Annotated in this window: 19 protein-coding genes and 1 pseudogene; 7 read left to right on the plus strand and 13 right to left on the minus strand. The window is 32.4% G+C overall.

Annotated features, from left to right (window positions below):
- Positions 1–769 (plus strand): annotated as a pseudogene (locus AC1DIT_RS19225) (hypothetical protein); the annotation flags it as partial.
- Between the two features lie 979 nt (positions 770–1748).
- Here AC1DIT_RS19225 and AC1DIT_RS19230 read toward each other — a convergent pair.
- The 6 genes from AC1DIT_RS19230 to AC1DIT_RS19255 form a co-directional block, all read right to left on the minus strand.
- A complete protein-coding gene (locus AC1DIT_RS19230) occupies positions 1749–2213 on the minus strand; it encodes a CDI toxin immunity protein (protein ID WP_016133350.1) in 465 nt (154 codons plus the stop codon).
- Complete coding sequence (locus AC1DIT_RS19235; protein WP_016133349.1) at positions 2206–2709, minus strand: hypothetical protein; 504 nt, start codon at positions 2707–2709, stop codon at positions 2206–2208. Before AC1DIT_RS19235 ends, AC1DIT_RS19230 begins: the two co-directional genes overlap by 8 nt.
- Positions 2710–3283: 574 nt before the next feature.
- Entirely contained in the window at positions 3284–3793 is a 510-nt protein-coding gene (locus AC1DIT_RS19240; RefSeq protein ID WP_016133348.1) for a DUF6141 family protein, read from the minus strand.
- A gap of 25 nt (positions 3794–3818) precedes the next feature.
- The gene (locus tag AC1DIT_RS19245; RefSeq protein ID WP_018767767.1) at positions 3819–4001 is read right to left on the minus strand and encodes a hypothetical protein; all 183 of its coding nucleotides are present in this window, start codon (positions 3999–4001) and stop codon (positions 3819–3821) included.
- A gap of 370 nt (positions 4002–4371) precedes the next feature.
- Positions 4372–5298, minus strand: a complete 927-nt coding sequence (locus AC1DIT_RS19250; RefSeq protein ID WP_016133347.1) for a ketopantoate reductase family protein — start codon at positions 5296–5298, stop codon at positions 4372–4374.
- A 6-nt stretch (positions 5299–5304) separates the two neighbouring features.
- Complete coding sequence (locus tag AC1DIT_RS19255) at positions 5305–5934, minus strand: TetR/AcrR family transcriptional regulator (RefSeq protein WP_016133346.1); 630 nt, start codon at positions 5932–5934, stop codon at positions 5305–5307.
- Positions 5935–7480: 1546 nt separating this feature from the next.
- Between AC1DIT_RS19255 and AC1DIT_RS19260 the strand changes: the two genes are divergently transcribed.
- From AC1DIT_RS19260 to AC1DIT_RS19285, 6 genes are all read left to right on the plus strand, one after another.
- Complete coding sequence (locus AC1DIT_RS19260) at positions 7481–8158, plus strand: recombinase family protein (RefSeq protein ID WP_080119010.1); 678 nt, start codon at positions 7481–7483, stop codon at positions 8156–8158.
- A gap of 477 nt (positions 8159–8635) precedes the next feature.
- The gene (locus tag AC1DIT_RS19265) at positions 8636–9286 is read left to right on the plus strand and encodes an N-acetylmuramoyl-L-alanine amidase family protein (RefSeq protein WP_016133344.1); all 651 of its coding nucleotides are present in this window, start codon (positions 8636–8638) and stop codon (positions 9284–9286) included.
- Positions 9287–9375: 89 nt separating this feature from the next.
- The gene (locus tag AC1DIT_RS19270; protein WP_016133343.1) at positions 9376–10173 is read left to right on the plus strand and encodes a peptidoglycan-N-acetylglucosamine deacetylase; all 798 of its coding nucleotides are present in this window, start codon (positions 9376–9378) and stop codon (positions 10171–10173) included.
- Between the two features lie 16 nt (positions 10174–10189).
- Positions 10190–10849, plus strand: a complete 660-nt coding sequence (locus tag AC1DIT_RS19275) for a YkyA family protein (protein WP_016133342.1) — start codon at positions 10190–10192, stop codon at positions 10847–10849.
- Between the two features lie 560 nt (positions 10850–11409).
- On the plus strand, positions 11410–11499 hold the full coding sequence (locus tag AC1DIT_RS19280; RefSeq protein ID WP_258402195.1) for a helix-turn-helix domain-containing protein: 90 nt from the start codon (positions 11410–11412) through the stop codon (positions 11497–11499).
- 62 nt (positions 11500–11561) lie between these two features.
- Positions 11562–13445, plus strand: coding sequence for a sensor histidine kinase (locus AC1DIT_RS19285; RefSeq protein WP_016133341.1), 1884 nt, complete (start codon positions 11562–11564; stop codon positions 13443–13445).
- Positions 13446–13585: 140 nt separating this feature from the next.
- Here the strand turns inward: AC1DIT_RS19285 and AC1DIT_RS19290 are convergent, their stop codons facing one another.
- From AC1DIT_RS19290 to AC1DIT_RS19320, 7 genes are all read right to left on the minus strand, one after another.
- Positions 13586–14683 carry an ABC transporter ATP-binding protein gene (locus AC1DIT_RS19290; RefSeq protein WP_016133340.1) on the minus strand — a complete coding sequence of 366 codons (1098 nt, stop codon included), beginning with the start codon at positions 14681–14683 and terminating at the stop codon, positions 13586–13588.
- 507 nt (positions 14684–15190) lie between these two features.
- The gene (locus tag AC1DIT_RS19295) at positions 15191–16507 is read right to left on the minus strand and encodes an ABC transporter substrate-binding protein (protein ID WP_016133339.1); all 1317 of its coding nucleotides are present in this window, start codon (positions 16505–16507) and stop codon (positions 15191–15193) included.
- Between the two features lie 437 nt (positions 16508–16944).
- Complete coding sequence (locus tag AC1DIT_RS19300) at positions 16945–18270, minus strand: ABC transporter substrate-binding protein (RefSeq protein WP_016133338.1); 1326 nt, start codon at positions 18268–18270, stop codon at positions 16945–16947.
- 23 nt (positions 18271–18293) lie between these two features.
- Positions 18294–19571, minus strand: a complete 1278-nt coding sequence (locus AC1DIT_RS19305; RefSeq protein WP_016133337.1) for an efflux RND transporter periplasmic adaptor subunit — start codon at positions 19569–19571, stop codon at positions 18294–18296.
- 52 nt (positions 19572–19623) lie between these two features.
- Positions 19624–20487: a carbohydrate ABC transporter permease gene (locus AC1DIT_RS19310; RefSeq protein ID WP_016133336.1), complete on the minus strand. Its 864-nt coding sequence runs from the start codon at positions 20485–20487 to the stop codon at positions 19624–19626.
- Positions 20488–20500: 13 nt separating this feature from the next.
- Positions 20501–21469 carry a carbohydrate ABC transporter permease gene (locus AC1DIT_RS19315; protein WP_016133335.1) on the minus strand — a complete coding sequence of 323 codons (969 nt, stop codon included), beginning with the start codon at positions 21467–21469 and terminating at the stop codon, positions 20501–20503.
- A 796-nt stretch (positions 21470–22265) separates the two neighbouring features.
- The coding region (locus tag AC1DIT_RS19320) for an aminotransferase-like domain-containing protein (protein WP_476998352.1) at positions 22266–23219 on the minus strand (954 nt) is incomplete at its 5' end.

The following is a 23219-nucleotide window of genomic DNA, read 5'->3' on the forward strand; positions in this document are numbered from 1 at the left end:
AGATCTATATGAACATGATCTGTATTATATTACACAAAAACAATTAGATGAAGGGAATACTGGTATTGCGCTGACGAATTGGCAAACATATTACTTAAAAAGTGACAATAATGGTCAAATGAATGGTCCTTTAGCTCTAAAATATATTAGACAGGAATTTCCAAATATAAAACCAGGTAGTGCTTCTTTTGACCTAATGAAACTTTTTCATGAACTACCGGGAGAGAAGCGAAAACTGGCAACGATAACTTCGAATCCAGTAAAAGCATCTGGAATTTTTAGTTATACCTCTGATGAGCTTGCTGAGATAAAGAAACATAAACTCGCCGTCGTTACACAATATAAAAATGAAGAATGTTCTTCTATTTCTGTGAAAATTAGAAACGAGGGTAACGTCTTGCGAACATGGGAGGGGAGTACGAATATTTCTACTTCATCTAATTGGATCCCAGAAGATAGGAGTATATTTACAATTATTCCACTTGAAAAAAGATCTAACAAGGTCTACATAGAAGCAAATTCAACCTATCTTACATCTGTAAATGGTGAGGTGGGCGTTACAGGATTTCGCGCTTACGGACAAGTATGGACACTTGTTGATTATGGATTTGGAATCTTCTCTTTAAAAAATAACCACGGACAATATTTATCTGTTAATGATACATCCGTACGTCTTACTGACAAGCCCGAGAAAAACACTATATTTGACACTAATATTCAAAAAGACAAATGGAATAAGTGGTTAGCTAAATGGTATCCTAGCAAATAAAATGCAAGTTGATATAACCTCTAGAAGCTTTACAAACATTTTTAACGAGTAACGAACCAACAAGCCAATTTTCTGTACGTTAAGGAAATCGGCTACACAGATCCTTAAGTTGTTTTTAATCAAGCTTTATTTCAAACCAAAAATAATTCGCCCTTACGTTGAGTATATGTATTCAACGTAAGGGCCCTTTTAAATTCATATTTTAATTTTCTTGGTTAAGATAACGTATATATCTCGGCTGAACCCCTTATTCCCCCTTTTCGAGGGGATGGGCAAAAACACCCAAGAAGCACCTGAATTTCATAAAACAATTCTATCATCTTTTAGATTTGCAAGATCATCCGTAATAATAAACGAAGATTACAAGGATTCCGCAGTTATTAATATGCCCCCATGGATAGGTACCAACATTCAATTCCATATGTATAAAAAAAATGGGACATGGTTTATATACGACGTTCCTTTTCAATAATTAAATAATATATCTTATTGATTTATCAAAAAGAATGCTGGAATCCCAGGATTCTTTTTATATTTTTGAAAGTAAACTTTTGAATATTTGTTTACATTCAAATCACCTTAAACATTGACTTTAATTCAATTCTCATAATATCCTCAAAAACAACAAGAAAAGTATACATTTAAAATACTGAAAATAAAGGGGTTACTGAACATTTTCCAATATACTTATTCAAATAATTTACGTATGATTTTTACCCAACCTAAATAAGAAAATCCTATAAGAATTGACCACAAAAATGCTAAACGGATACTTCTTGGAATTGATATCCATACTCTGAATATTTTCCAAGATAAATCATCTTTTTCGCCTTTTCTCATAATCATCACCATTATAAATTTTACTATAATTAACATAATTTACAAGTTTATTTGTTCAATTAACATAATCTCACTTATAAGCAGTCAATGTATCTGGCAACCTAGAAAAGTTCCTTCAATTTTCTTTATATGTGAGCTGTTAAATGTGGTCTTTTCCAAAACCAATGATGATTTCACCTTCATGGTAAAATTCTATAACAAAATTATTTGGACAAAAAAGATAAGTGTCGCTACCAACCGCCGTTACATCGTCAATATTACGTAATACATCGTTTAAACTTGCATAGAGAACAGGAGCAGTTCCCGTACTCCATAGGATATAGACTTTACTTTCCAATGGGATAAGATGAGATATTTGATCCATTGAGTCAATGGCATGTTTAAGGGCAACCTTATTCCAATTGATTCGTCCCCACCATTCAAAAGGGTAAGAGTCATTTAATAATTTGTATATTTCTGATCCTCTTTCAGGAGATAATTCTTTAGTTTCAGCACCTAACACGCAGACGCATTCTTCATATAAAGCACCATGAGTAGGTTTATGCTTTTTTCTATTTGCTTCAAGAAGTTCTAAGAGTCTTTGAGACCTGTTGTTTTTATTCATCTTTCAGCCCACCATAAGGAAAATGAAAATACATACTAAAATCTTTATAAATAGATAAAAATCCTTTTATTTCTTGACTAATATCTTCTAGATTCCCAAATATATTATCTGCAGCTAAATTTATTTCCTCATTAAAATTATACAGCTGTTTATTTACATTATCGAACCCTTCACAGCAATTATTATGTACCATACTAAATATAAACGGTTTTATTTTTAGTGCATTTTCTTCATTTGCAATAAATTTCTCCCATAAAAGTCCCAGTATAATTTTTAACGGTAATTTTTCATCATATCTTCCCTTTATTTTTTTTAATTTAGATGCAATATCGACCAATTTATCATTACTGGATAAAGAAACTTCTATAATTTCATTAGAAGGACTATCTAATATTTCAATTGTTTGATCAGCCCAATTAATTACATCAGTTTTTGAAAATAACCCAATTTGTAATCCTATCCTAAAAACCTCAGCCATTTCTTTTGTATTAACCATATATATAACTCCTTAGATTTTTAGATAAGTATACACCACAATGAAATAAATGTAGCTTTAGAATAAAGATTGATCAAATTAGGGKGCTCGCCACATCGCCATCAACCTAAGAAATTGATTGTTCTCCAAAACGAAAGAAATGAGCCGAATTTTTATGAATAACTGTAAAAAGTTAAAATTTTCATTATTGGGGTGTCTCAAAATCTTAGCTTGATGGGCATGGGATACCATCAGCATTTTGGAAAAAAACCACGCTAATCAAAAAATACAATAAGCTGCCCATATGGACAGCTCATTTACATAATTTTTGTTATCGGTAGTTAGGTTTCTTTAGTTGAATGGGAATGTTTTGATCCAGTAGAAGAATGCAAAACCTCCAGCTACAAATAAAGCAGCTAAAATGAATGTTATTAGAGGTATTTTATTTTTCATATTTTTTCCTCCAATGATTTAATTTTAAGCTAATTTAGCTAACATAAACAGCGATATCGGAAGTAAATTTAAGTTGTTTTTAAAGTAGGTATACCTAGTACAAATTCTTGAATTGCGCCCGTTTGTTGAAGATTAATTTTCATTATATTTTTTGTACTGAGTCCAATGCTTTTTTTAATTCGTCTGGTTTTTGAGTGCCGATTACCACTGTGTTATATTTCAACTTTAACTCTATACCTTTCTTTCCATTCATGTTATAGGCTTTTTCACCCTTAAGGTTAAAACGAATTCCCCATCCCCCAAATCGTTTTAGTGGACTGTAAGTAATGCATTCATAGTGATGTATATTTTTGAAAAGGTACTGCTTATATTGAAAATGAAAAGGAACAAAACGAACATAAAGACCTTTTTCACGGACCTCAATGATCAGTTTCAATACTCCAAGCATTAATACGGGAAAGGCAATCCCGAAAAACAACCACAAAACAATTAATACACCATTGGGAGCTGGTTTATCTCCAAACGGGGTATCAAGAATAATTTGTTGAATGAATCCATACCACATCAGTATGGCGATCCCTAATATGGGTATCCATACCCATATTGGGGATCGCTGAACCTCACGAAAGATAACGTGTTCTTGTTGTTTCATTAATGATTGTCACCTCCTAAATGGTTTATTTTTTCTCACTAATTTTAAGCCGTTTTGCATTTATGAAAAATGTGCTCCCAATTATGAATATAACGGAAGAGATGTACATTGTTATCCCTGAATATTTATTATCAAATATTGTAGTATTAAGTAAATTAATAAACATCATCAATATAAGTGATATGTACAATCCATTAATATACTTCACTTATGCCCCCCCTTACTTTTTTCTTTTCTCTTTCATCCCTTTTTTCGGCAACTCCTATGTAATAAATAGTGGCTTCTAAAGGTATTATTTAGAGTTTTCTTTTCCCTATTTTACCATTTAAAAGAGGCGATATGTTGTTTGATTTTAGTTGTATATTGTATACATGTAAGGTTAACATAACGTCTCATTATCAGTAGTCAATAATGAATAGGATTTTCGTTATGGGGGAATTTTGTTAGCCTAATAGCGATATGGCAAGCCCCCCCTCTCGTTGGGAAAAGATGGTTTTATGTTTGAAAAAAGTATCACTCATAATTCATTTGATGTCACCTTAAGTTTAAAATATACAGGACACAATAAATAAAAGATATTAAACCAAGTTATCAAGTTTCTGCATATTAGGCATAGTAATCCCCATTTTATTTCCTAAATAAAGCATTTTTTTAAAGTTATCTTTCATTTCATCAATTGCTAGTAATGCATGAGCTGTATAACGTTGAACAATTGGATTCTCTTCAAAATTATTTTTAAACATTGGATATATTATAGAAAATGGCATATTATACATTTCAACTTCAGGAAATTCGCTTAAATTAACTCCTCTTCTTTCACATAGGCTATAACATTCACTCATTGCTTTAAAGCATGTTTCTACTAATTTTTCATCTTTTAAATATCTAACAATATCATTATATTTCGAAAGCCCAACTCCAATAGGACTCGATCCTACATTATGCATCCATAATGCATGTAATATGTTTGTAGGAATTTCAGGAATAATAGAACACTCTTCAAACATCTTAATCGTTTTGCTCAGTAATGGTTTTTGTTCTTCACATACTGCGCCTAATTTAACATCTTGTCCTATATTTCCCCAAAGCAAGTTACCTTTAAAAGTACCTCCACCTCCAGGGTATCCCATAATATATTGTTCTTTTTTCAACATACTATCAATTTCTTTTGTTCCATCCCAATTTAAAGTAAATAACAAATAATTTGCATGAGGTGCTTGTTTTATAAGTGTTTCAAGAACCTCATCTAATTGATATGAATTTACAGGTACAATTATTAAATCATAATCACACTCCACATTAACTACACATTTATAAATATATTCTCCAACTGTATACATATTTTCTTTATCTTCACGTTCATCTATAATGTCATATGATATAGTTCTTTTATTCATAATGTTAAACTTGTTTTCACGAACAAAATGAGTAATTTCGTGATGTCTTGAAAGTGCATGAGCATAAAGAGTCCCAATTACACCTGTACCAACTATTAATATCTTCATTATTTTTCACCTCAACTCAAATAATTTACTAATAAAACTAAATGTATTATTTTCAGCACCCAAACTACGTGTAAGCAATTCCTCAAATGCAGTAACTTTTGAAATCATTGTTCCTTCATTCCATTTAAATAAATCGATATCCAAATAAAAATTAGAAAGCGTTAAAATCATCTCGGCTGTTTCAAGGGGATAGGTTACATTAAAAATTCCCTCTTTAACCCCTTGTGATATTATTTCGGCATAAATGGGTGCAAATTGCTTAATAATGCTAACTATTAATTTCTGATGAAATATTGCATTTGATGGAGAATTAATTTTTTCATTCTGCTCACTATTATTACTGGCAATTTGTATCCCAATTAAAATAATTTGTTTAAGCCTTTCATCAGATTTCAATTCTTTTACATCCCGTTCTGTTATTTCCTTGGACCAACGTTTAACATACATTTCTATTGCTGCATCTGCACACTCTTCTTTAGAAGAAAAATAATGATAAAATGCACCCTTTGAAATATTTAATGTCTTAATAATAAATGAGAGTGTTGTATTCTCATAACCATATGTAATAAATATATTCCATATTTTTTCTAGTAACTCATTTCTTTTATTATTAAAATCTTTATTTGTTCTAGCCATTTATCCTCCTTATAATTAAACCGACGGTCGGTTTAATTATAGTTTATAACAATTAATTTGTAAATACTGCCAGGGGAATGCCGCATGCCCATCAACTTAAGAAAACAAATCCACCCCAAAACGAAAAAAGTGAACTTAATTATCATGAATAAATGCGGCTTGAAAAATGTTGTTATGAGCATATTTCGAAATCTTAGAGGGAATAAAAAAAGATATTGTTATATTCTTAAATCTGTAATATAATGAATTTATAGAATTCTTAATGTTCAGAAAATTAAAGAGGGGGAATTATTATGACAATCGCAATGGCAATTTTAAAATTTTTAGGTGGATTAATTCCAGCCGTACAAGAGCTTTTAAAAGCATTTATGTAAGTTCATTATTCCGCAATTATTTATAAAAATTATCATACAAATGATCTGTATATCAAAGATGAATTGATGTGCAGATCATTTGTGTGAGTGAATTTTAAAAAAAGAATCCCAAAAGGAATTATGAACTGTACCCCGAATCATGGACACTTAAAAAGAGTCCATGACTCGGGGTTTTTGTGTATTTTTACACTCATTCCTCGTTTTAAGAGGTACCGCCACACCGCCATCAAGCCAATGACAACAAATATCTCATAACAAAAGATTTTTTTAAGTTAATGGATGTGTAGCAAGATCCCATAAATAAAAAAGATAAGACCAGATTTGGTCTTATCTATGGCATAAGGAGACAGAAAAAGGGTGATAACCATCACTTTTTTATCATATTACATTAACTGTTAATTTTGAATATTATAGATAAAAATAGTGACAATATCCATATTGAGAAATTTATTACTAATTTGTTTGTACAGTATCAAAAGGTATGAAAATAATTTTAGGTTTATACCGAAAGCAAAACACACCTTTTGGTACACATTAACTATAAGAATTTAATGATTATTTTTACAAATTATAAAAAGTCATGAACTTAGTTTTACCTTCTATTATATACAAGTAGTTACGGGGCAATATCATAGGCTAAAGATTGTTCCAAATATTCATCTGTAATTTTCTGATAAGTTAGAAATATAACAACAAAACGTTTAAAATACAATTACATTTGAAAAAGAGTAGTGGGTTCAAGTTGTTATTTACATGAACTCCAAAGAAAAAAGCCAAATTCTGTATAGATTTGGCTTTTTTCTTTTTACGCATTTGTAGCTAAAAACAGCATGGTCTTTAAATCCTTGTTAGGGGCAAGAATTTAAAGAAGAGTTTAGCTTAATTACGATTTTACATAAATTACATATTATAGTAAATTGATATTATTTATGCTAAATATTGTAAAAATTCAGGTATTTAATTCTTAGATTATTTATGCGCAAAGTCACAATTGGTGAGTTTTACAAATGAACCGTCCTAAAAAGTGAACGAGCGTTTACAAAGGTATAYCTTTAYAAACASTYAAAGAACATCTATGAAAYATTRRAACATCAAGTTTATAAAGGTGTGTTTGATTTATTTACAAACGTTTATTTTTAATGAATACCTTTATAAACGAAAGTGGTATAATTATGGTAACAAATATAAGGAGAATACCAAAAGTGGCTAATATTTATGGATATATACGTGTAAGTACAAAAGATCAAAATGAACAACGTCAATTACATAAGATGATGGAAAGAGGAGTGGAAGCTCGACGTATTTTTGTCGATAAAGCAAGTGGACGGCATTTTGATCGTCCTCAGTATCAATTATTACGAAAAGTATTAAGTACAGGTGATATTGTTTACATAGATGCTTTAGATCGTATGGGGCGTAACTATGATGAAGTAATTTCGGAGTGGAAATACATAACTAGAGAATTACAAGCAGATATTGTTGTTTTAGAAAATGAAACGCTGTTTGATAGTCGTAAGTTCCGTGAAATGGGTGATATGGGACGATTAATGGAAGATCAATTTTTATCTTTGTTGTCTTATGTTGCAGATCAAGAACGAAAAAAAATTCATCAGAGACAAGCGGAAGGGATTGCTGTAGCCAAATCTCAAGGAAAACATTTAGGTCGTCCTCAATGTAACCTTTCAACATTAAATCAAAAGCAACTAATTATAATAGAAGAAACATATCCTAAGTGGAAAAATAAAGAAATAACTGGGGTTCAATTTATGGCACTGTTAGAACTGAAGAAAAATACTTTTTACAAAATAATCAGGGAATATGAAATTATACTGAATCAAAACCAGCTATAAGCTGGTTCTTTTTTATTCCAATAGATAGTTAAGGCCACATAACATTTAGCAGCAACCATCTCAATCGTTTTGTGTGTGAAGAAACTTTGCAACAGAACCTCCCAGTTTTATAGATTCCTTGCACCAGAACCCATTTTTCTGTCGGGATCCCTATAAAAAATCACATAGAAAAACCAGCCTCTCTACAAACATATACTTTCAGTTGATGAATGTGTGCGCTACTCCCTTTTATAGATAACAATCTTTTAAAAAAATGCATGTTATCTGCATTTAATCTTTACATAAAACTTTTATCCTAAAAGTATATCCAGAAGGTATGACAGAATTTATAGACGGTTAAGCAAAGAGAATTTTATCAATTTACCGTATGCATTTATATTTTGTAGGTGGTTTGTAACACTCTCAATATTATTTTTGCTTTCACAAATTCTAAACATATTAACTAAAAACAAGTTGATCAAGAAAGGGTTTTTTTTTATGAAAAAAAAATTAATTATATATCCTATACTGATATTTATAGGTTTTATATCAGTTTATTTTTTATTTGGTTCAACAGTAAAAGGAAGCATTAATAAAGAGCGAATTTCGGAAAAAGTTATAGTTATAGTTATAGATCCAGGACATGGAGGAAATGATCCTGGATCTATTGGACCAAATGGAACTAGAGAAAAAGATATAACTCTCAAAACAGCTAAAAACATTCAAAAAAAACTTGAGGAAAAAGGAATGACTGTAATTTTAACGCGTGAAGATGATACGTTTGTATCATTAAAAAATCGCGTAGCTATTGCTCAAAATAAATCAGCCGATCTCTTTCTTAGTATTCATTATGACGGTTTCACAACAAGTGATGTAAATGGAGTAACAACTTATTATAATAAAGGGCTTAAAGAATGGACATTAGCGAAAATGATACATGGACATTTATCCAAACATATACAATCAAAAGATAGAGGTGTAAAATCTGGCGATTACTATGTACTACGTGAAAATGAACAACCATCCCTTTTACTTGAACTAGGTTATATTACAAATCCAGAAGATGAGAAACGAATGAATTCAAAAAATTTCCAAACAGATGTAGCCTCTGGAGTTGTTAATGGTGTTATAGAATATTTTAAAAAATAGTAATCTAATTAAATTAGACAAATTAACAAAAAATAAAACCATTTCGTAGAAAGTCGAAAAATAAAGATTACTAGAAAGGACATAATAGAATGTTTACAAAAGGATTAAAAATAACGGTGATTATATCAATAGTTGCTTGTATCACACTAGGGATTTTTATGTTTCAATTCTTTACATCACCTGCAAAAGGGGTAATGAACCAAGAAAACACTGTTCAACTGGCAAGTGAGCAAACAAAAGGAGAAATGAAAAAAACAGCACCAGATCAATACAATGGTCATGTTCGTAAAGTAGCATATTTAACATTTGATGATGGACCAAGTCAATTTCAAAAAGAAATCTTAGATATTTTAAAGAGTAATAATATAAAAGGAACTTTCTTTATGATTGGTGGAAATATCCCGGCTCATAAAGAAAGTGTAAAACGCTTAGTAAATGAAGGGCACTATCCAGGTGTTCATAGTATGACACACAATTTTAAAAAGCTATATACCCAAGGCGAATTTGTTGAAGAAATGCAACAAGCGCAAGGCATCATGAAAGAAGTAACTGGAATTCATCCAAATCTTGTTCGTTGTCCATATGGGAGTATGCCCGGGCTTAAACAGGAATTACGAGATAAAATGGTAAGTGTCGGCATGAAAGAGTGGGATTGGACCATAGATTCTTTAGATTGGCAGTTCACAGGAAATCCAGATGCTGTTGTTCAAAAGACAATTTCTCAGGTTAGTGAAAATCGCGAAGTAATTTTAATGCATGAAAAATCACAGACAGTGCAGGCGTTGCAAAGAATTATTGATGATCTTCGTAGTAAAGGTTATGAATTTGAAGTATATGATGAAGCCTCTCATTTCCCATTAAATTTTTGGAAGGATAATCGCATCTAAGTAGGAGGAATTGCAGATGATATATAGAAACCTGGCACTTATAACAGCCTTATCAGTAACCTTATTGTCAGGCTGTTTAGGACAAAAACCAGAAGAAAAATTATATGTGGCATTTGAAAGTGCTACAAAACAAGAAAAGACAATGTTTGAAGATACAAAAAAGTTAGCAACATTAGAAACGCAAGGACAAGAGTTATATGCTCAAATTACACTTGAAGGAAAAGAGAATAATCAAGTAGTGAAAGAAAAGTTAGATCAAGCTGTAACAAACTTACATGATCGTGAAAAAGTATTAGAGAAAGAGAAAGTTACCCTAGAAAATGCACAAAAAGAAGTGAAGTCTGTTGATAATTATATAAAGAAATTAGAAGATAAAAAATTACAAGAACAGGCTGAAAAAGTTAAAGATATGTATAAAAATCGTGCTGAATCTTTCAAAAAATTGCATGATGACTATAAAAAATCATTACAATTAGAACAAGAACTGTACAAAATGCTACAAGCAAAAGATGAAAAACTTAAATCAATTCATGAGAAAGTAAAAACGATCAATCAGTCTTATGAACAACTTCATTCAGATCAGGAGAGATTTAATAAATACACGAATGAGTATAATCAGAACAAATTAGCCTTTTATAAACAAGCGCATATTAAAATTAAAGAAATTAAAAAATAAAACGATTGTAAAAAACGAAGTGTATTCTGAGAGTTTTTTATAATTCAAACCTCAAAAGCCAAATTCTTGCTAGCTATAAAGAATTTGGCTTTTGAGGTAGTCATTTTAATTTAGGATAAAAATATTAGAAGCGATAAATGAGAAAGAAGCATTGTCCTTATTTGAAGAAAACGAAGTTCATTTAGCTATTTTTAATATCATGTACCAAAAATAAGTGGTTAACCTATTTATCGACGAATCCGTAAGACATCAAATATTTCTATCCTTAAGTTTACGCCTCGCGTTGATGAAGCTGATACGTTACTTGGATTTGAGTTAGGAGCAGATGCTTACACAGCAAAACCATATAGTCCCCCATTCTTACTAGCAAGAACGAAACAACTACTCGACAGTCGGATTGTTAAAAAAGGACGATTCAATTATATATTATCTAGTACTGGTATTCATGTACACCTCCTATTATCTATAGCCATAATAGAAGGAGAAGACATTAACTTGACTCATACGAAATTTGAAGTATTACATACTTAATACCAAATCAAAGTATATGCATTATGAGAATGCAATTAATTACAAAAATATGGAGCTATGAATTTGTTGGTGATGATTGTATAGTAAATATCCATATTAGTAAATTGCGAAATAAATGAAGAGATAAATCTCAGAGTATTATAATCATTGCTCGAGGAGGTTGTAAATTGGAGGAGAAAGTGTGAAAAGAGGAATTGTATTAAAATTATTTATGTTAACAACAGTGTTATGTATGTTAATCTTAGCAACTATTTTTGTTGGACAAACGATATTCTTTAAACAATTTTATGCTAATAAAAAAATGGAGGATATCAAAACAAGCATGAAATCTTTTGAAACAGATTATTTAAATAGTGGCGGAAATTCACAAGCCATTCAAAAGTTAGAGGAAGACTTTTATCGAGAACATAATACATGGATTACAACATTAGATAGTAATGGAAGTTTAAAGAATGTCAATGATTTTTATATAGAAGTAACATTAAAGCAGTCTAAAAATAAAGAAAGTCAATTCGCTAATTATACAATTACCATACCATTGTATAATTTTAAGGGTGATTACGATATTTCAACTAGCGAGTTCACTTTAGGAGAATCACTTTTTTTACGGGGTATAGAAAAAAATGCTGCGTTCTTTCCTTATGCTTTACACTCAAATGCAACCAATATGAATTGGATAAATAAGCCAATAGATAAAAAAATAAGTGAAATTATAGGACAATATAAAAAGAAATATCCACCTGCAGACACCCCTGAAGGTATATCTGATTATGAAAAAAAAATAATCAAAGGAAAAGAACAAGCTGAATTTGAAAAAGTATTAGCCAAAGCAATACCTGAAAAATCAATAGAAGGGACAATTACCAAGATTCCAAATTCAGATGGGAAGAATCAATCGAATTTTGTTTATACAAATAGCTTGTTTATGGAAAAGATACAAGAGTTTCAGGCATACTTATTGCTCAATGAAAAGAATCCTAAATATGATACCTTACAAGAAATGGATTATGAGCAGAATAATATTAAATATAAATTAATAATAAAACCGATAAAGGATAAAAGCGGTGCAACGACATACATTTTCTCAATGACTTCGCTGCAACCAGTTGATGAAGCTGTACAAATGATACAAGAGTATTATGTCTATATTATTATGTTTGTGTTACTTCTTATTTTCCTAGCTTCTTTTTACTATTCAAAAAAGATTGCAAGACCTTTGTTACAAATAAACAAGACAACCAAGAAAATTGTAAACTTAGACTTTTCGGAAAGGGTTCCAGTGATGTCAAAAGATGAGATTGGTGATTTAGCTCAAAATATTAATTTACTTTCAAATACATTACATTCACATATTGAGCAGTTACACCAAGATATAGAAAAAGAAAAACGATTAGAATACACAAGAAAAGAATTTATTTCAGGGGTATCGCATGAGTTAAAGACACCTCTAAGTATTATGAAAAGTTGTATTTCTATCTTAAAAGACGGTGTTGCAAGTCATAAGAAAGAATATTACTTTAAGGCAATGGAAAAAGAAGTGGATAAGATGGATATGTTGATTGTGGATATGCTTGAGTTAGCAAAATTTGAATCTGGTACGTATAAAATGCAGATGGATGTTTTTTATATTGACCAATCCATTAAGCATATATGTGAGCAATTATCTTTGGACATAACAAAAAAGCAATTAAATATTCACACACATCTTGCTGCAACTGAGGTCATTGCAAATTACCATCGTATAGAACAAGTACTCACAAACTTTATCACAAATGCTATTCGTTACACGCCAGAAAAAGAAAATATTATTATTTCTACAATAGATGAGCCAAGTCGCATAAGGGTTTGTATCGAAAATAAAGGTGCCCATATTGAAGAAGATCAATTAGATAAAATTTGGGATCGTTTTTACCGAGTTGATACAGCTCGTCAACGCTCACAAGGTGGAACAGGTCTTGGACTTGCCATTTCAAAAAATATTTTAGAACTTCATGGAGCTGAGTATGGGGTATATAATACCGCAGATGGTGTGCTATTTTATTTCTATTTACAGAAAAAAGTGTAGAACGGATGTTCTACACTTTTTTATTTATTTTAATAACGTGTTTGCCTTTTCCTTAACGTAAAGAAAATAGGTTCATTTGTGTCTAAACGTGCATAATCCCCCAAATCATATAGTGAGTTCTGGTGCACAAAGATACTAATTTATTTAATACGTAGCTGTGTTTCAGCATCAAAGAAATGTACTTTGTCCATGTCAAATTCAAGTTGCATAGATTCGCCTGTTTGATAATCATTACGTGTATCTAAACGTGCAATGAATGATTGATTGTGTAACGTAGCATAAATCATCGATTCGGCTCCAAGTAATTCTGCCACTTCAATTTTTATATTTATCATATTATCAGGAGATGTTTCTAACATACTTGGCTCATCATAGATATGTTCCGGACGAATGCCAAGAATTATGCTTTTATTTTCAAAACCTTGTTCACGTAATGCTTCTAATTTTTTTTCTGGAATACTCAGTTTGATATGACCTAAAATAAATTTTCCATTCTCTACTTTTCCCCTAAAGAAATTCATGGCTGGTGAACCAATAAAGCCACCGACAAATACATTTTCAGGATGTTCATATACTTCTTTTGGTGTACCTACTTGTTGTATCCGCCCGTCTTTCATAACTACCAGGCGCGTTGCCATTGTCATCGCCTCTGTTTGATCATGTGTCACATAAATAGTTGTTGTTTGTAAACGATGATGGAGTTTTGAAATTTCAGAGCGCATGGTAACACGTAGTTTTGCATCTAGATTTGATAATGGCTCATCCATTAAAAATACTTTTGCATCACGTACAATGGCGCGCCCTAAAGCAACACGTTGTCTCTGACCACCGGATAACGCGTTTGGTTTCCGCTTTAACAGTTCTTCTAATCCAAGAATTCTTGCTGCGTCCTGAACACGACGCTCGATTTCGTCTTTTGGTAACTTACGAATTTTCAAGCCAAATGCCATATTATCATACACGGTCATATGGGGATAGAGGGCATAATTTTGGAAAACCATTGCGATGTCACGATCCTTTGGTGGTACGTCATTCACATATTTTTTGTCAATGTATAAATCTCCTTGTGAAATGTCCTCTAATCCAGCAATCATACGTAAAGTGGTCGATTTACCACATCCAGAAGGACCAACAAATACTATAAATTCTTTGTCTTGAATATGAAGATTAAAATCCTCTACCGCTGGCACGTTATTGTCATATATTTTATAAATATTTTTTAATACTACCTCTGTCATGTTGTTACCTCCTGTAATAAAACAGCTATATATGTTTTTATCATTTTTGTTTTCCCTGAATTTTTAAAGATATAGTATGAATTCAAAATATACGTATTCATGTTGAACTTCACACGCTTTTTCTCATCTATCCAAACAATAATACTTTCGAAACTCCATTGGATATATTTAGGTAATTAGTCTGTGTTTCAAGCCATGAGACAAGTATAAGAAACCGGAAGGTTCTCTTAAGCTCAAGAAGTAGAATAAGAGAAACCGCCGTCCAATTTTGTGCGGTTTCTCTTATTTTTTAGGATTTTCTATGAAACCGTGCACCGTTGTCACCATATATGACATGGTTTATTAAATAGGTCCCTGAGTAATTACATTTATTTTTTGATACCAGTTAGCACTATATTGCTACATAACCTCAGAATCATTTTATTTCTCTTCAATTTTAATCCCTGTTTTGCTATTTATTTATATTTTTGCTTTAATTGATATTACCTGTCGTGAAATATATATAACTTATTCATTTATAAATGTCGTCACTCGATTTTGAATCAGCGCTGCTACATCCTTAGCTGATTTTTGACCACTAAAGTAAGACTTGGACTCCTCTTTAATAATGGATTCAATTTTAGTGTCTTCTGGAGCCTGGACGCTTATTTCAGCAACCATCTTCTCTAATCCTTGTATATCATTCTCGGTGATGTTTATAATAGAACCTCCTGTATGCTCAATTTTTCCTTTTTCCTTCAACATTTTGATTTGTTTTTCGTATGCAGTTTTATTAATTGGAAATGCATTACCTTTTAAATGAAACGATTCGGACACTTGAAGTTCCTCAGACATTAAAAACTTAAGAAAGTCCCATGCCTCCTTTTTAACCGGAGATTTCGCATTTATACCTACTGTTGTTTGCGGTGTAAAAGCAACTCCCTTTTTTTGTCCAGCTATATGTGGGTTGTGATACATTTTTGTCCCTGTTAGAGCAAATGCAGCTCCCGTAGTGAAATAGTATTCTATCGCGCTGATTGCTACTGGGGAAAAATATGCTCCTTTGGAACTCCCTTTCTCTGCGGTGGCTAGTTTCTCGTCATACATCTTCTTTACGTCTTCCAGCATCTGTACAAATAAATCAGACTCGAACCTTGCTTTTCCACTTGCTTTATCTACTAATTCGGTGTAATGATCTTGCATCAGAAATTTTAACATTCGTTCTGGAGGCGTATCGTCAATAACATATTTATTTTTTCCTTTGCTTGCTAACTCTTTTCCGATACTTATGAACTCGCTCCAAGTCCACTCTTTATCATTCACCTTCACTCCAGATTGTTGTATCGCTGTATCGTCCGCAAGTATTCCACTTAACCCAAAACCTAATGGAATACCGTAAAGTTTTCCGTTTATTTTCGAATGATCTAAAACGTTATTAAAATATTGATTTTTATCAAAAGATTTATCTTGTTCCATCATTTCACTTAAGTCTGTAAGCAAGCCTTTCTTCACATACTTTTCTTGTGGCAAGGAGTCTAGGAGAATCACATCGGACCCTTTACCAGCTAATAATTCTGTATTCATCTTACTAATTGCTTTCTCGTGGTAGGTCTCTATTGATGATTCTTCCGGAACAACCTCTTTTATCTGGATGTCGATTTTAGGATTCTTTTGCTCATATCGTTTCGCTTTCTGTTTTAGGCGTTCAGTATCACCTAAAGTCGCAACTTCGACTATCGTTTTTTCATTCTTTGTTTTGCTCTCTCCTTTGCTATCACTATTTCCGCAACCTGCCACAGAAATAAGTGATAGACTTGCTACTAGCATCATACAAACCTTTTTCATTTTAAATTCTCTCCCTATTTTTGTTATTTTACGTATTCATGTTGAACTTCACACACTTTTTCTCATCTATCTATCCAAACAAACAATAATAATTCGGAAACTCTATTGGGATAGATTTAGAGGACTAGTCTGTATTATAGGAAACCGCAATAGTTCCTTGAGCTCAAGAAGTAGAATAAGAGAAACCGCCGTCCCATTTTGTGCAGTTTCTCTTATTTTTTAGGATTTTCTATGAAACCGTGCCCCGTTGTCACCATATATGACATCGTTTATTAAATAGGTCCCTGAGTAATTACATTTATTTTTTGATACCAGTTAGCACGATACTGCTACATAACATCAGAATCATTTTATTCCTCTTCAATTCTCATCAGCACTTTACTAGTAATTTTTATTTTCACTTTAGTTGCTACTACCTGTCGTGAAATATATACAGCTTATTCGTTTATATATGTCGTCACTCGGTTTTGAATCAGGGCTGCTACATCTTTAGCTGACTTTTGGCCATTAAAGTAAGATTTAGATTCCTCTTCAATAATGGATTCAATTTTAGTCTCTATTGGGCTCTGAACATTTATTCCAGCAACCATTTTTTCTAATCCTTGGATATCACTCTCGGTAACGCTAATAGAACCATTTGGATGCTCAATTTTTCCTTTTTCCTTTAGTGTTTTAATTTGTTGCTCATATACAGCTTTATTAATTGGAAATGCGTTCCCTTTACTTTGGACCTCATCAGACATTAAAAACTTAAGAAAATTCCATGCTTCCTTTTTAACCGGAGATTTCTCATTTATACCTACCGTTGTATACGGCGTAAAAGCAATCCCTTCTTTTTGTCCAGTTATATGTGGCTTTTGATACATCTTTGTCCCTGTTATACCAAATGTAGCTCCCATACTGAAATAGTCTTCTACTGTCCCAATTGGTATTGGAGAAAAATATGCTTCTTCTAAGCTCGCTTCATCTGCAGTGACTATTTTCTCGTCATACATCTTTTTTACATTTTCCATCATCTGCACAAATAAATCAGACTCGAACTTTGCTTTTCCACTTGCTTTATTTACTAACTCAGGGTAATGATCTTGTACCAGATATTTCAGCATTTGGTCCGGAGGAGTATTTCCAATAACATGTTTATGTGTTCCTTTATTTTTCAATTCTTTTCCGATACTTGTAAACTCACTCCAAGTCCACTCTTTGTCATTCACTTTTACTCCAGATTGTTGTACCGCTGTATCGTTCGCAAGTATTCCACTTAACGAAAAACCTAATGGAATACCGTAAAGTTTTTCGTTTATTTTCGAATTATCTAAAACGTTATTAAAATATTGATTTTTATCAAAAGATTTATCTTGTTCCATCATTTCACTTAAATCTGTAAGCAAGCCTTTCTTCACATACTTTTCTTGTGGCAAGGAGTCTAATACAATCACATCGGATCCTTTACCTGATAAAAATTCTGTATTCATCTTACTAATTATCTTCTCTACAGCAGCCTCATCCAACACTGGTCCTGTTCTTTCCCCTTCCTTTGGTCCATCTTCCGGAAATGGATTTTTTATCTGGATATCAATGTTAGAATTCTTTTGTTCATATAGTTTCTCTGCATATTTTAGGTTCCTAGTATCACCTAAAGTCGAAACTTCGACTATCGTTTTTCCATCTTTTGTTTTTCGCTCCTCTTTGCTATTACTATTTCCGCAACCTGCCATGAGGCTGATTGATAAACTTGCTACTAGCATCATACAAACCTTTTTCATTTTAAATTCTCTCCCTATTTTTGTTATTTTATCTTTACTCGGTCGTCTTTTTTCAAAGGTTCACTGGTTTGTAAAACAATTTGATCATTCTCATATACACCTTCTAACACGACTGTTTCTTGCCCATTGGATTCACCAATAGTAATAGGAGACTCTTGTATATAAAAGGCATTACCTAAAGGTCCTTTTTTTTCTTCTATTGTATAGACAAATGTTCTCTGTCCTTCCTTCTTAATCACCTTATTTGGTATAACCACGCCTTTAGTCAATTGTTTAGTCAGTGTAGCTTCCACCTGCTCCCCTTTTTTCAGTTCTTCTCCTTGTACTTTTACAAGAATACGTTTCTGTGGTTGTGGAGTTGTTGGTGCTATTTCAAATTGCTGTTCATCTTTTGGTTCACCTTTTTGCTCGTCTTTTTGTTCACCGTTTTGTCCATCTTGCTGTTTACCTTGTTCCTGTGGTCTCTGATTTTCATGACTTTCTATATTTTTAATCTCTATAAGTTCACCTTCTAAGGATGTAGCATTTCTTTTCATCGCTATCTTTTCTCCAACCTTCAAGTGCGTAGCTAAATCAGCAGGTACTTGTAATTCAACTTTAAAGCCTTTACTCTCATCAGAGAGAATCACATCTCCTTCATTACTCGTAGAAGGTTGATCTTTCTTTGCATTTATTTTTGTAACGACTCCATCGAAGGGAGCAATCAGTTTCTTATTCATTTCTAATTCTTCTTTTAAATTTTTAATTTTTCTTTCTAGTTTACTAATCTCAATTTTTTTGCTCTCCACAGTTGTTTTGAGTCCTTGTATATCTGTCCCTTTCGCAGCTTCATTTGGTTTGTTTTCTTGTTGCTCATTCGGTTGATTATTTGGTTTGTTTTCTTGTTGATTTTTTTTGGCTTCATTATAATTCGCTTGAGCGTCATTCAGTTCTAACTTTTGAATTTGAAGAGTTGCTTCTTCATCAAGAAGCTCTTGTTCTTTTTGTTTACTATCGTATGTCACTAATACTTGATTTTTTTTGACAAGGTCTCCTTCCTTTACATGTATCTCCTTTACTTTCGCCTCTGCGCTACTATTACTTAACTTTGCTTCTTCCTGTGGCTGTAATTCGCCATTACCTGTAAACGTTAGTTTAAGCTCACTATTTTTTGGCTTCTCTGTAATAACCTTTGGCAAATCCCAGTTCGCTAACGTATTGCTAAAGAGTGTCAGGATAATTAAAATCCCTATAAATACACTGGAAATAATTTTAATATTTCGTTTTTTTCTTGTAACGTCTTGTTCCGTTCTATACTCCATTGAGTTCCCTCCTAAAATCTTTCCGAAGGAAAGTTTACATTGTAATTCTTCATTATTCCTTCACACCTGATAACTGAATTCCCTTAATAAAGTAGGACTGCGCATATAAAAATAAAAGTATCATTGGGGTCATATACAGAATAGAAGCAGAAAACCCAACACCGCGTGCCCCTTCATTAATTTTTGATAAATAGAGCGATAATGGATATTTGGATTCATCATTCAGAAAAATAAGCGGCTGTTCGATCATATTCCAATAATCCGCAAATAATAAGACAATAAGAGCAGCAATTCCGGGACGAATAAGAGGAAGAATAATCTTAAAAAAGATTGTAATATGGCCAGCTCCATCCATCTTAGCCGCTTCTATATACGCATCCGGGATATGCAACATGAACTGCCGGAGCATAAATACACCAAATGCTCCAAAGATTCCTGGAAGAATAATAGACGCTGTACTGTTTAATATTCCAAGTTTATCCGCCATGATATAATTCGGTACCAGTGTAACTTGGAATGGCATAAGCATCGTCAAGAGATAAACGATAAACAACTTGTCTCTTCCTCGAAATTGAATCTTAGCAAAGACATAGGCTGCAAATGATGCAACGATGACTTGACCTACTATGATTGGCACAACCATGACTGCTGAATTCCAAAACATTTTTAAGAATTTTGGATTTTCCACTAATAATGTCCTATATTGTTCAAATGACACTAAATCTGGGATTAATTTTAAATTAATGAACGTTGGTTCCTTTTCCACTTTTCCAATCGCATCATAATTGAATCCAATCTCATGCTCAGTCATAAATGAGTTGGTCAAGGTAAATACGATTGGAAATAGCATCATGACGGCTAATATAGTCAAAAATAGCGTTAACATCCATTTACGAAATACATTTTCTTTTTTCATCTGCTTTTCCCACCTAATTCATAAACTTTCGAAAACGACGTTCTATTGCAAACAATACGAGTACAAGGATAGAAATAGCCCCCACCATTAACGTGGCAGCCGCTGTCAACTTTTGAATGTCAAGCGACACGAACATATTGTTCATATAATGCTGCATCATATACAAACTGGCATGCGGATAACTTCCAGCAATCAAGTATGTTTCCCGAAAGACTTTAAACGAATTGATAATCGACATTAATATGACAAAGAACATTGTTGGTGTTAAATAAATGAGTGTAATATTTAAAAATGTATGCATACGACCTGCACCTTCAATTTCTGCAGTCTCGTAATACTCTTTTGGGATATTTTGTAGAGCTGCCAAGAATAAAATAATGTTGTATCCAATATTTTTCCATAGATATACGATTGACAAGACAAAAATTGCCCAATTTGATTTCATCCAATCAATTCGTCCAAACCCCATATTTTCCATCCATACGTTAAACGTGCCGTTCCAATCGAATAAAATTTGCCAGAGCATGACAATAGAAACCACAGGAACGACAAGTGGTAATACAAACGCACTTCTTAACCAATTTTGAATATATATGTTTTGATTCAAGCAAAGTGCCAGTAATAAGGAAATAATAATGATGAGCGGTACACTCACTGCGGTAAACCAAAAGGTATTCGTTGCTGCTTTGAGAAAAGAAGCACTGCCTAGCAGTTCTTTATAATTGGCTAAACCGACAAAAGAACCATCAGTTGTGCCATCCATTAACGAATAGATCATTCCCATTACAAATGGAATCAGATAAAAAATTGAAAAACCAATGGCACTGGGTAGAAGAAAAAATAACGCTATACCTGTATCCTTTCGCATAAAATCCCCAAATTTTATTGGGGATTTTTTTGGATCTTGAAGTTTATTTAATGATCGATGGCTACGATCAAAAAAAACATTCCGCATATATGATCGACTTTTGCTTATTTTCATTCGTGGATCCCTCTTTTTTATGAGTCTATTTTTATAACTAAATCTTACAATTACGTAGTTTAGTGGACACAGATGCAGATGAGATGCAGATAAAATAAAGAAATGAGGGATTTTAGTTCCGATGTTCATAAAACGAGATGAAAAGTGAATGCTCCTTACCCTGCCTAGAATCATATTGTAAAATCAAAAAAAGTTGATAAGTTTTATCAACTTTAGACAGGATGGGTGCTTCTGTTGTAAAGATTATGAATAGTTCTAATGTCTTTTTATGGTACAAGGGGTATGTTGAAAGTTTAGAAGAAGGTGAAAAGGCTAAAAATTTAAGTGGACCAAGGTTAGAAAAGGATAAACTCTCAATTGCATTACGTATATAGGGGGCACCCTGCATATCTATCAACTTAAGAAAAATAAATGCCCCCCAGACGAAAAAAATGAGCTAAATTCCCTTAAATAGCTATATGGGATCACTATATCATTCTGGGAAAATTGTACGCTAAGGACTACAAAACCCTATCCTAGCCGCATCTTTAAAAGATAAATACATGTTCAGAAAGATACAATCCAGAGATTAATTGGACATTGAATTATATGCACACTATATAAACGTGATTATAGCTAGAAAACCTTGATATTATTGAATTTTATGCTTTGTTCATAAACATACAATTTTCTGGACACATAGAAATAACCATACAGTCTGATAAAGGGGTACTACCGTTTTTTCATGGATTTTATACAGTAATATATATTTTAGGGAAATACACAAATAGAGTATTCAATGCATTTAAGATAAGAATTACTGCCGGCTTAGTTCTAATAAAATATTTAATCCTTTTTTTAATTCTTCCAATGATGCATAGGAGTAAGAAAGACGAATATGATGTAAATCGCTTGCTTCATATATATAACCTGGATTGATCAAAACATTTTGTTTAAGTAACTTTAGAAATAGCGCCTTATTTACAATAGGTTCATGAAAYCTGATCCATATATAAAAACCACCCTCAGACTTTTTCCAMGTAGCGATTTTTTGAAATTGCTGTTCTAATATTTCTTCTACAAATGTAGCCCTTCTTTTCAATTGTTTACGAAGTGTGATCAGATGCTTTTCGTATAAACCGGATGATATCCAGTGTGCGACGATTTCTTGAGAAAAGGCACTTGAACCATAATCTGTTTGCATTTTAATATCAGATAATCGTCCAATTACAGGTGAAGGTGCAACAACCCAACCGATTCGTAATCCAGGGCTTAGCGTTTTGGATACACTACCGATATAAAGAACTTGCCCTGATGTATCAAATGACTTTATGGCAAGAGAAGATGATTCAAATAACAGTTCGTGATACACATCATCTTCAATAATCGGGATTTGTAGATCTTTGCATGTATTGTATAGGTTTTTCTTTTCTTTTACCGACCAAGTATATCCTGTCGGATTGTGTAATGTTGGCACGCAGTAAAATAAAGATTGTCTTTTTCGTTTGAGTGCCCGTAAATTGTCTGTTAAATGTACATCTCGTAAAACTGAAATCATACGCATTCCAGTGGATTGAAAGGGATGCACAGAATTTAAATACGAAGGTTGTTCTTGGAAGACAATGGATCCTTCTTCTAATAATCCAACTGCAATTAATTGAAGTGCTTGAAGTGCACCTGAAACAATTAAAATGTTCTCTGGTGCTGTTTGAATACCACGTTTTTTTAAATAATTACATAAAATTCCCCGAAGCTTTTCACTTCCTTGTGG

It is taken from the genome of Bacillus sp. 05T22, from assembly GCF_056396765.1.

What these genes read in the sequence shown, in the direction of transcription:
- AC1DIT_RS19250 (WP_016133347.1), bottom strand. Translation starts at nt 5,298, where the DNA reads ATGAAGATATTAATAGTTGGTACAGGTGTAATTGGGACTCTTTATGCT.
- AC1DIT_RS19270 (WP_016133343.1), top strand. Translation starts at nt 9,376, where the DNA reads ATGTTTACAAAAGGATTAAAAATAACGGTGATTATATCAATAGTTGCT.
- AC1DIT_RS19230 (WP_016133350.1), bottom strand. Translation starts at nt 2,213, where the DNA reads ATGAATAAAAACAACAGGTCTCAAAGACTCTTAGAACTTCTTGAAGCA.
- AC1DIT_RS19280 (WP_258402195.1), top strand. Translation starts at nt 11,410, where the DNA reads ATGCAATTAATTACAAAAATATGGAGCTATGAATTTGTTGGTGATGAT.
- AC1DIT_RS19315 (WP_016133335.1), bottom strand. Translation starts at nt 21,469, where the DNA reads ATGAAAATAAGCAAAAGTCGATCATATATGCGGAATGTTTTTTTTGAT.
- AC1DIT_RS19290 (WP_016133340.1), bottom strand. Translation starts at nt 14,683, where the DNA reads ATGACAGAGGTAGTATTAAAAAATATTTATAAAATATATGACAATAAC.
- AC1DIT_RS19235 (WP_016133349.1), bottom strand. Translation starts at nt 2,709, where the DNA reads ATGGTTAATACAAAAGAAATGGCTGAGGTTTTTAGGATAGGATTACAA.
- AC1DIT_RS19265 (WP_016133344.1), top strand. Translation starts at nt 8,636, where the DNA reads ATGAAAAAAAAATTAATTATATATCCTATACTGATATTTATAGGTTTT.
- AC1DIT_RS19255 (WP_016133346.1), bottom strand. Translation starts at nt 5,934, where the DNA reads ATGGCTAGAACAAATAAAGATTTTAATAATAAAAGAAATGAGTTACTA.
- AC1DIT_RS19240 (WP_016133348.1), bottom strand. Translation starts at nt 3,793, where the DNA reads ATGAAACAACAAGAACACGTTATCTTTCGTGAGGTTCAGCGATCCCCA.
- AC1DIT_RS19300 (WP_016133338.1), bottom strand. Translation starts at nt 18,270, where the DNA reads ATGAAAAAGGTTTGTATGATGCTAGTAGCAAGTTTATCAATCAGCCTC.
- AC1DIT_RS19275 (WP_016133342.1), top strand. Translation starts at nt 10,190, where the DNA reads ATGATATATAGAAACCTGGCACTTATAACAGCCTTATCAGTAACCTTA.
- AC1DIT_RS19260 (WP_080119010.1), top strand. Translation starts at nt 7,481, where the DNA reads ATGGTAACAAATATAAGGAGAATACCAAAAGTGGCTAATATTTATGGA.
- AC1DIT_RS19295 (WP_016133339.1), bottom strand. Translation starts at nt 16,507, where the DNA reads ATGAAAAAGGTTTGTATGATGCTAGTAGCAAGTCTATCACTTATTTCT.
- AC1DIT_RS19305 (WP_016133337.1), bottom strand. Translation starts at nt 19,571, where the DNA reads ATGGAGTATAGAACGGAACAAGACGTTACAAGAAAAAAACGAAATATT.
- AC1DIT_RS19310 (WP_016133336.1), bottom strand. Translation starts at nt 20,487, where the DNA reads ATGAAAAAAGAAAATGTATTTCGTAAATGGATGTTAACGCTATTTTTG.